The sequence below is a fragment of the Bacteroidota bacterium genome (assembly GCA_034439655.1).
Classification (GTDB): Bacteria; Bacteroidota; Bacteroidia; order UKL13-3; family UKL13-3; genus CANJUD01.
The window spans coordinates 1-10,858 of the sequence record JAWXAU010000017.1 but is presented as its reverse complement, the minus strand read 5'-3'; the positions used below and the strand labels follow the sequence as shown (position 1 = coordinate 10,858).

The following is a 10,858-nucleotide window of genomic DNA, read 5'->3' as shown; positions in this document are numbered from 1 at the left end:
TAACAGCCAATACCTTAAAAAGCCAAATTGAATTAATGCGTGAAACCAATGGATTAAGCTATCGCCAAGCATCAGTTGCAATAGCCAAATCGTATGCCGCACAGGATTATAAAAAGAATCCCAATAGCGTTGCTGAACTAATGGCCTCTACCAAAACACTGCGTATACATAAACTTAATAACCTTTCCGAAGCTTATATAAAAGAATACACAAAATTAGCTAGCAATAATAAAAATGAACCTAAAAGTGCAACTCAAAATTAACCTTTAAAGCTCAAAAAACCTTTATAAACTTTTAATTGTATTAAGCCACCCTCGGGTGGCTTTTTTATTGAATGATTTAACGAGGTATGATTTAACGATTGCGGGTATTCCAGATGTCTGCTGTTGCTCCCGAAAACGTTCGGAACCAACAAACGCTAGATTTCACAGAATATGAAACATTACTAGATGCCTGTGGGTCCCGAATCTTATTCGGAATTCACCAACCACTACCGTACAGCTATCGTAAGTCGATTGATTGCACAGAATCTGAAACATTACATTAACTATTTTCGTTAGACCGCAAATTGATAGAAATTTAATTACACCTTCATCAGACATTCCACATTAAATTTGCCAAAAATATAAAAATACAAAATACACTATGAGACAGTTTTTTAAAATGCTTTTCGCTTCCATGTTTGGGTTCATTATAGGTGGCATTCTATTGGTTTTTATCGTTGGTGGTATTATCACTGCCAGCCTTAGTAGCTTAGCTGATAAAAAGGTAGCAACCATAGAAGACAAATCGGTGCTACATATTACGCTGGGGTATCCTATTCCCGAACGCACCCCAAACAATCCTTTTGCCGGTATAGTGGGCGATGCAGATATGGTGGGACTAAACGACATACTGGCCAACTTGAAGAAAGCACAGTCGGATCCACATATCAAAGGTGTCTTACTTGAAATTATGGCAGTGGGCGGCGGATGGGCAACAGCCGAAGAAATTCGCAATGCTGTATTAGACTTTAAAAAGAGTGGCAAGTTTGTACTTGCTTATAGCGAAATATATACCAATGGTTCTTATTATATAGCCACGGCTGCCGATAAAATATATCTAAATCCAACTGGCGAAATGCTGTTTAACGGCATGTTTGCCCAAGTGCATTTCTTTAAAAAAGCTCTTGACAAATTGGGTATAGAAATGACCGCAATTAAAGGCCCAGACAACAAATATAAAAGTGCCGTTGAGCCATTTTTATACGACCACATGAGTGCTGAAAACAGAGAACAAGTAGAAGTATATTTAAACAGCCTCAATAACCACATGCTAGAAACAATTGCCCAAAGTCGCAAAATGGAAGTGGCCGATGTGAGAGGCATTGCAAACGAACTTAAAATTAAATCTGCCGCCGATGCAAAGAACTTAAAAATGGTGGACGAACTTTGGTATAAAGACCAACTATTGCTTGAGTTAAATAAAAGGTTAGGTCAGGGCGAAAAAGATAAAATACATTTGGTGACTATGGGCAAATATGCAAACGTGGGTGTGGCCGGCAGCGAACCCGATGGGGAAGGAAAAATTGCCATTATATATGCTACTGGCGAAATTAACAGTGGCGAAGGCAGCGACAATAGTATTGGCAGCGATCGCATTAGTGATGCTATTCGCAAAGCACGTAACGATGATAAAGTAAAAGCAATAGTTCTTCGTATAAATTCACCTGGTGGAAGCTCATTGGCATCCGATATTATATGGCGTGAGGTGGAATTAACCCGCCAACAGAAAAAACCTATAGTAGTAAGCATGGGCGACGTGGCTGCAAGTGGTGGTTATTATATAGCTGCTCCTGCGGATTATATATTTGCCCAAGCCAATACCATTACAGGTTCAATAGGTGTGTTCGGACTTATTCCTAATTACCAAAAATTGATGAACGACAAACTTGGAATTACTTCAGAAGGTGTTAAAACAGGAAAATACAGCGACCTTGGCGATATGGGTCGCCCTATGACCGCCGAAGAAAAAACCATATATGAAAGTTTGGTAAACAAAGTATATAATGATTTTGTGGATCGTGTAGCCGCAGGCCGCAAAAAAACCAAAGCCGAGGTGGACAACATGGCCCGAGGCCGCGTGTGGACTGGCGAAGACGCACTTAAAATTGGATTGGTAGATAAGATAGGTGGTATAGATGATGCCATTAAAAAAGCGGCGGAACTTGCCAAGCTCAAAGATTACCGCATCAAAGTACTGCCGCAAATGAAAAACCCATTGGAGAAATTTTTAAAGAACGGAACTACAGACGTTAAACAAAGTATTATAGAAAGTGAACTCGGCGAATATGCCACGCTATACCGCACCCTCAAAGCTATGAAAACATGGAAAGGTGTGCAAGCTAGGATGATGTTTGATGTGGAGATAAGGTAGGGTTCGGTTCCGAGACGCGGCGAATGGGTTAGCCTGTCGCAAGGCTAATGATACTGGTATCTTTGCAGTTGCGACGTCATGCTCTTCGCCACGGCGAATATTTCAGCATCTGCGGCATGAATACCTCTACTCTTTTTCTCCTTCCACCATTTTTGAATAAATCCATATTATAAAAAACCATATTGGGTATTATAGATACCTCAATATACTATTATAGCAAAATTAGAAACGGACTGAGAATAAGATTTATACCAATTCTTAACCTGCTATAATCGTCCATTTCTTAAAACGAATTAAAAAAAACAATTTGTTTTTTGCCTCTACTATCATATCCTGAAGAAGGTTCTTTTAATGTATTTCCTTCGTCCTGCATTTATATTGCACATATATATAGTATTATCATGAACCCAAGAAAATATTTAAAGCGTTTGTAACTTAAAAATTTGTGAAAGAGTAAGAATTAAAATCTGCCTATGAACTGATATGCCACAGAGCCTTCTTAGCAATGGGCTCCTATCCCGAAAAAAAATCTTTTTGTATTGCAACCTTTTTCCTACCTTTGGCCTCTTATTAATAAAAACAACCACCACATGAGGAAATTTTACGCACTGGTTTGCATCCTAATCACTATCCAAACCACCCACACCCAAGCCCAAACATATTGTACTCCTAGCTATACCGGTTACGGATATTGGAATGGTGCCACAAATGTACAGAATACACCCAGTTCTTTCTTTACCCACATCAAAAATGTGACTTTGGCTGACATGAATGTGAGCACTGCGGCACCTCAGGGCAATCCTTCATCCAATTACGATGACAATACTTTGGAAACTGCCCGTGTGGCTAAAGGAGCTGCCTATCCGCTTAGCATTTTCTTAGGCAATGGTGCTAACTCTCAAATAGTGGCCGTATGGATTGATTATAATCAAAACGGCACCTTTGAAAGCACTGAACGCGTATTCTCTGCGTTCGACCAAATGAATGTAGGTAACCATATTGCCGGGACTAATATTACCATTCCTGTAAACGCAAAAACGGGTGCTACCCGAATGAGGGTGGGAACCGTATATTCAAATACCAATGCGGCAGCTAATACTCCTGACCCTTGCACCAATAACGATGCGAATACTACCACTTTAAAATGGAGCCAATACTTTCAAGATTTCACGGTAGATGTATTTCCCCCCTCAGCTCAAACCTATAAAAGCAGCGATGTGGCTCAAATAAATTTTGACGAGGTAACGCAAGGCAGTACCGATAATCAAATTCTTCGAATCGTGGTTGAGAATAATCCAGGCGGTACACTTAGCCCACTCACCATAGGCAATTTCAACTTTAGCACTTTGGGTACTTCTAACCCTGCTGAGTTGAGCAAAGCAAAATTATATTATACTGGAAACAACGCAAATTTCGGTATCACCAACCAAGTAGGAAGTGCTGTAAGCAGCCCCAGTGGTTCGTTTGCAATCAATGCCAACCAAAATTTGAAACAAGGACAAAACTACTTTTGGCTGGTATATGATATTAGTAGTGGAGCACTGCTCGGAAATACCATTGATGCCCGCTGTTATTCAATCGAAATAAACAGCATCAAACGTATCCCCGCCAATGTGAACCCTGGTGGCAACCGCAGGGTAGGATATTGTGTAAGCCGCGGTAACCAAACAAATTTTATTGGAGTTTATAGCGTGCAAATGGGTACTATTAGTAATAGCAGTTATTTCCAACAATCGTCAGGATATGTAGATTATACTTATTTGAGCGACACTATTGACCGTGGCAATGCACAAACTATTGGGGTGGTTTGCGGCAATGGTGTAAATGCTACCAGAGTAAGAGCTTGGATTGATTTTAACCATAATGGTGTATTGGATCCTACAACAGAAAAAGTATTGGATACTTTTAATTTTACTAACAATCAAGCTCAAGGTTCTTATGTATTACTGCAACAAAATTTCAATGTGCCTAGCACTGCAGTGTGCGGCCCAACCCGCATGCGTGTAAGTACACAGAGTTACCCAGTTACGGCACAAGGTCCTTGCACCAATCCTATACAAATAGGGGAAGTAGAAGATTATACAGTGGTGATAAGGGAAAATGGCCAACCCGTTTCTGAATTTAAAGCGGGGGCAAGTTGCCTCGGTAGTCAAACCGATTTTTATGATAGATCTTATACTTTTGGTAACTATAATATTACTAGCTGGCGTTGGGAGTTCGGCGATGGCAAGGTCGACAGCGTCAACCAAAACCCTTCACATACTTATGCAAGTGCGGGAGTATATAATGTGAAATTAACTACCAATACAAATTTGCCTGGCACTCCATCAGTAATTACCAATGCCGTTACGGTTGAAAAACCTAAGGCCGATTTTATTACCGACCTCAATGTATATCAAGTTCCCATTACATTCAATGATATAACAACTGGAGGTGAAGTTATTTTTTGGAGTTGGAATTTCGGTGACCCGCAATCGGGAATATTGAACAGTACCTACCAATCTCAACCTACCCACACTTTTGATACAGCAGGTGTATATATTATTACTTTGATGGTAATTACCAAAGGTGGTTGTATTGATAGCATCAAAAAAACAATTATTATATTACAAAAACAACAACCAATTTCAGATTTTACAGCCAACACTTTCAATCCATATATATATGAAAGTGTGAGCCTGGTCGACCAAAGTGTAAACCAACCCGACCAATGGAAATGGACCTTTAGCCCCAATAAAATAAGCTTTAAAAATAGTACCAATGATACCACTCAAAACCCGACTGTAAGTTTTGATTCGGTTACTACTTATACTGTATTTCTGGAAGCAAAAAATATTGCGGGGAGCAGTACGAGCAACAGGCAGTTTATAGTTAAAAATTATACCTCACCTAAAGTTGGTTTTTATGCTACACCGCTTACCGTAAAAGTAGGTCAGCAAGTTAGTTTTATAGACACCTCGCTAAATGACCCTACCAAATGGGCTTGGGATTTTGGTGATACCATTTCAGGTTCAAATAATACTTCAAATATTCAGTTTCCTTTCCACACATTTGCCAATGCAGGTAAATATAAAATATCACTCTTAGTTCAAAACCCTGCGGGCAAAGACAGTATCGTTAAAACACAATATATAAATGTAACCAACCAATTTAATATGTGCGACAATACTGCAGTGGTAAGCACTGCGTACAAAGGTTATATATATGATTCTGGAGGGCCCGTTTCAAACTATAATGATGGATCGGGTTGTGGATTTTTAATTGAACCCACTTGTGCGGGTAAAATTGTAATATCATTCACCGCACTCGATATGCAAGCCAATGACTATGTGCAAGTATTTGATGGAGTAGATGCAACAGGCAAACCATTACATCCCGGCTTAGGATTTACTGGCACCAATTCGCCCGGTTCATTAACTGCAAATAGTGGAAGTATATATATAAAAGAAATTACCGATGGCAATAATAACTCCGCTGGTTTTGCAGCATCGTGGACTGCATTTGCAAATCAAAAACCCAAAGCAAAAATCAATGCTGATAGTGTAGCCTATATCAATAGCCCATACAATTTGCGTAATGCCACTCAAACAGGTAGTGGCAATAAATACCAATGGGAAGTAGATGGCGATGGTGTAATAGATGATACATTATTCAATACTTCTTATACTTATACTAGCCTTGGCAAACAAACCATTATGTTAGTAGCTACTAACTGTGCAGGTACTGATACTGTATATAAAACCATCAATGTAAAAAACCCAACCGCTGTGCCAGTAGTTAATTTCTTATCAGACCAAGATACAGTTTACCCCAATGACCCAATACAATTAACTGACCTCTCCACCAATGGCCCTACTTCTTGGTTCTGGGAATTTTCTCCTGCAAACCAAATATTTTTTATCAATGGCGATGAGTTTTCGCAAAACCCACAAATAGGTTTCCTTACCTCTGGTAATTATACAATTTGTCTTACCGCAACAAATGTAATCGGCAACAGTGTGAAGGTTTGTAAAACCAATTTGGTTATTGTAAAAGAGCTTGCACAAATGTGTATATTCCCTTATGAAACTACGGTAGCGGCAGGTTCCCTGTTCGACTCAGGCGGCCCTAATAGCAACTATAGCGATAACGAAAATTGTACTTATAAAATTGGCCCTTGTAATAGTGAGATTGAACTGAAGTTTAACAAATTTAATTTATCTAATGGCGATTATATAAGAGTATATGATGGTGCTGACAATACTGGCACACCATTATATAGTGGACTTGGATATAGCGGTAGTAATATACCTGGGCCATTCCTAGCATACTCAGGAAATATGTATATAGAGTTTACTTCTAACGCACAGGGCAACTCCGCAGGATTTGCTGGTGAGTGGAATAGCAAAGTATTGCAAGCTGCTGTGGCCGATTTTATAGTTCCCACCAAAGTATATAATTCAGGTGTTACACACTTTGTAAATAGCAGCCAAAACGGAACTACTTATGAATGGGATTTTGATGGCAATGGAACCACCGATTCTACCACCACTAATGGCGATTGGAAATTTACGACAACGGGCAATGTTGATGTTACTTTAACAGTTACCAATTGCCTAGGTATAACATTTATTACAAAAACGATTAGTGTGGTTGCCCCTACTGCAAAGCCTGTTGCAGGTTTCACCACCGACTTCACCATTGCCGATACCATGCAAGTAATAACCTTGAGAGATACAAGTACAAATGGCCCAAAAACTTGGAGTTGGCAGATAACACCTGCAGCAACCGTTAGTATGTTGAATGGTAGCAATGATTATACTGCGGTGCTTAGCTTTAGCGATACGGGCGATTATAAAGTATGTTTAACGGTTTCAAACAATTTTGGAAACGATAATGTATGCCGCACTGCCTATATACATGTGTCTGCAATTTGCCGCCCAAATCCTACCTTAATTAATGGTGTTGGATTGAATCGTGTGGGTATTAATAATACAACCCGAACCACGAGTTCGATACAAGGGTATACCGATTATACAAACCTTGGGGTAGTATATAATATAGAACGCAAAGCAAAAACTACTTATAGACTTGAGAAATTCGATATCGGCACAAACCAAAATTGGCGTGCGTGGGTTGATTACAATCAAGATGGTGATTTTGATATAAATAGTGAGAGAGTAATTAACGATGCTCCTACTAGCAACCAAGTGGTATCGGGTAGTTTCACGGTTCCTGCCTCTGCCAAAGTTGGCATCACCCGCTTGAGGGTAGCAGTGAGTTATAATAATAACCAGAACCAACCTTGCAATGTTGCATTTGGAGAAGTGGAGGATTATTTTGTATTAATTAGTGATGACAAAACTCCACCCGTACTTACTTTGATTGGCAATAATCCTGATACCGTTGAACAGGGTCTTACTTATAATGATCCAGGTGCAACCGCTATTGATAATGTAGATGGTAATATTAGTGCCAATGTAGTTGCTTCAAGCAATATTAATAACCAAGTTGTGGGCAGCTATATAGTGAAATATAATGTGAAAGACTCTGCGGGAAATAAAGCTGCCGAAGTGCAACGCACTATTTATGTTTTGCCCGACAATAGTGGGCCTTCAATTACATTATTAGGGGTGGATAGCCAATATTTAGAAGTGCATAATAAATATATAGAAGCGGGTGCAACCGCCATCGACTCGATGGATGGAAATGTAACCAATACTATTATAATAAGTGGTACCGTGGATACGGGAAAATTGGGATGGTATCCTGTTACATACACTGCAACTGATAAGAGTAAAAATATAAACACACGCGTCCGTATGGTGCAGGTGGGCGATACTACACGTCCAGTTATAACTTTGATTGGTAAAGATACTATATATATATTCATCAATGCTAATTTTACCGACCCTGGAGTGAAAGCTACTGATAATTATGATGTCGTTGTTCCTGCTTCGGTGGTTCGCACAGGCACAGTAAACAATACAGTGAAAGGTTGGTATCAGTTGGACTATAATGTGAAAGATAAGCAAAATAACGCTGCCAATACCGTAAGTCGTTGGGTAAATGTAGATGCAAATGCGATTAATGTCCCTACAGATAAATCATTTGAATTGTATCCAAATCCTACTGCTGATAAATTGAATATACAATTACAACAAAATAGCAATGCTACACGTTGGACAGTATATGATGCCACTGGCAAATTAATAGTAAACGGAAGCTTACGTGGAAGCACACAAATAGATGTAACAGCTATGGCCAAAGGATTATATCATTTGCAATTGATCGATGCCAATGGACATATAATAGGAAGCAAACAGTTTGTGAAAGAATAAGAATACAATGATGAATGATGAATAATAAATGATAAATGTTGCTGACGCAAATTTGTGTTTGTTAATCCAAGCTATAATATAATCAAAAAAATCCCACGTTATGATATAGCGTGGGATTTTTTGTAGGATTTACCGTCATTGCGAGCGGCTTCCGCTTGGCAATCTCATCAATAGAAGACAAAGTAATGAATTACAAACAATCAAAAAATATCATATATCTGAAACGTGAATCTACTCAAACTACTTCTCATTATTATAATAGCTTCATCCTGCACATCAAACGCAACAGATGAAACAAAGCCACTAGCAAGCGATTCAACAAAACAAGAAAGAAAAATAGCTATTGATTTTATGGCGATGTTTAAAGATTCAGCTTTTGAGGATTTCCATTTATTTTATAATGAACTGGAAGATATATATCGCATGAAAAGGGAAACTTTTCCAAATATATTTACTACTGTCTACTGACCACTAACCACAGCCCGCCGCGGCGGGCTGTCTACTGTCTACTGACTACTGTCTACTTATCCCTTAATCCTTCTCTATCGTCAAAATCTCCTTATAATACAACTGACTAGAATTTGTGGTGATTGGCCTATTCCCATCTGATTTTACGTAAACCAATTCTTTCTTTCTATATCCATCATACTTTACTGAATAGAACCTAGCTATATCTTTTGAAGGGTCAATTAAAGTTCCATCTAACTTAATATTAAAACGGTTACCATCGGTAAAATACTCAAAGCGATAAAGTCTTTCCAACTCAGGCATTTGTTTGAGGTACATAACCCCTACTCTATAATCATACAAGGCATCGAGGCTTCCTTCTTTAAAAAAATTAAGTTCTCCCAAATCAGTACTTATCGAATCCCAAAGCACAGCACCTACACTATCGTAGGCAATTCTTTCTTGTTGGGTAATATTCCATTTGCCATTTCCCCTGCATAGACGGTTTTCCTTCATATCTGCTTTTTCGCAAGAAGTATAAATTACACTTACAATAAAAAACACGACTATATATAATTTAATTTTTATCATTGTATTAATAGCTTGTATCAGTTAATAAAAATTTGACCGTTAATGCACAACGTATTCCTTTGCTATCATCACTAAGGCCCCTGTAGCCTATGGTATTTATATCTTTAATATCTTGCGGTATGGAGGTTTTACCACTGCTTTTGGTAAGATCTCCATCAAAATATTCAGATGAGTTTGCCATAGTGCCCATCATATAATCAAGTTTAAAATTTAAACATAATTTCTTGTATACTTGCACATCGATAGAAGTACCCAAATAAGTCATCACCTTTAATGAATGATATATACCATTAAGTTGTTTTTCGTTAGTAAAACTCTCCGTTCCATCATTATATATAAACGAACTTTTAATATAACAATTCCTAAAATTCATTCCTCCCACTAAGCCCACTGCAATCTTCTTTCCCACCCTAAAACCAGAGCATAAATCCATACCAATCTCACTATATTGAAAACGCATACGCCTTTAGTCATTATTGATAAATGTAGCTCTATTATCAGATTTTAGTTTATTAACGGTGATACTACAATAATATAATGCTTTTTTACCCAATGCAAATGAAATAACACTCTGCCAACCAACTGGTGCAGCTATTGTCGTGTCAAATGGCTTACTTAAAATATTGGTATAATTGGCATTATATGCATTAAAAAAAACTGCATTATTAGCTGACTTAATATTATACGCTGCGGGACCAAACCCCACGGCAAAATTCATTTTCTGGGTTTGCACAAAAGCTGCAGAAGCAAATAGCATATATATTATAATGATAATCTTTTTCATATTATTTTCTCCTTACACCTAATAATATATTTGCACTAATACCAATATTGCTAAACTTATCATGCAGCCCTAATGGTGATTTTTTATCACCCGTCCGCAATGAAGTATTAAGTAGTACCACATCCAAATTATCGGTGGTTTGTCTTAATAATTGAAACTGATACCAAATCCTTATCCCCACAGGGCCTATATTAGTTTGCTATTATATAGTGTCTGAGCGAAAACTCAGAAACGCTTTAGCACCAGCACTTTGCTGTGGATAAGTGTGTGTGAATCGTTGATTAAATTTAGCGAAAACCGC

General features: G+C 38.3%; 7 protein-coding genes. 4 read left to right on the top strand and 3 right to left on the bottom strand.

What is annotated here, in order from left to right; translation table 11 throughout:
• From SGJ10_01190 to SGJ10_01175, 4 genes are all read left to right on the top strand, one after another.
• Positions 1–263: hypothetical protein (locus SGJ10_01190; GenBank protein ID MDZ4756738.1), on the top strand; the 263-nt coding region annotated here is incomplete at its 5' end.
• Between the two features lie 382 nt (positions 264–645).
• The gene (gene sppA, locus SGJ10_01185; GenBank protein ID MDZ4756737.1) at positions 646–2,415 is read left to right on the top strand and encodes a signal peptide peptidase SppA; all 1,770 of its coding nucleotides are present in this window, start codon (positions 646–648) and stop codon (positions 2,413–2,415) included.
• Between the two features lie 590 nt (positions 2,416–3,005).
• Positions 3,006–8,735, top strand: a complete 5,730-nt coding sequence (locus SGJ10_01180; GenBank protein MDZ4756736.1) for a PKD domain-containing protein — start codon at positions 3,006–3,008, stop codon at positions 8,733–8,735.
• A gap of 225 nt (positions 8,736–8,960) precedes the next feature.
• Positions 8,961–9,203, top strand: coding sequence for a hypothetical protein (locus SGJ10_01175; protein MDZ4756735.1), 243 nt, complete (start codon positions 8,961–8,963; stop codon positions 9,201–9,203).
• Positions 9,204–9,266: 63 nt separating this feature from the next.
• Here the strand turns inward: SGJ10_01175 and SGJ10_01170 are convergent, their stop codons facing one another.
• Genes SGJ10_01170 through SGJ10_01160 form a run of 3 tightly spaced genes read right to left on the bottom strand, consistent with a single transcriptional unit; the run spans position 9,267 to position 10,557 of the window.
• Complete coding sequence (locus tag SGJ10_01170; protein ID MDZ4756734.1) at positions 9,267–9,773, bottom strand: hypothetical protein; 507 nt, start codon at positions 9,771–9,773, stop codon at positions 9,267–9,269.
• Positions 9,774–9,777: 4 nt separating this feature from the next.
• Entirely contained in the window at positions 9,778–10,233 is a 456-nt protein-coding gene (locus tag SGJ10_01165) for a hypothetical protein (protein MDZ4756733.1), read from the bottom strand.
• A gap of 6 nt (positions 10,234–10,239) precedes the next feature.
• Positions 10,240–10,557 (bottom strand): hypothetical protein, encoded by a 318-nt coding sequence (locus tag SGJ10_01160; protein MDZ4756732.1) that lies wholly within the window; start codon positions 10,555–10,557, stop codon positions 10,240–10,242.
• Positions 10,558–10,858 lie beyond the last annotated feature (301 nt).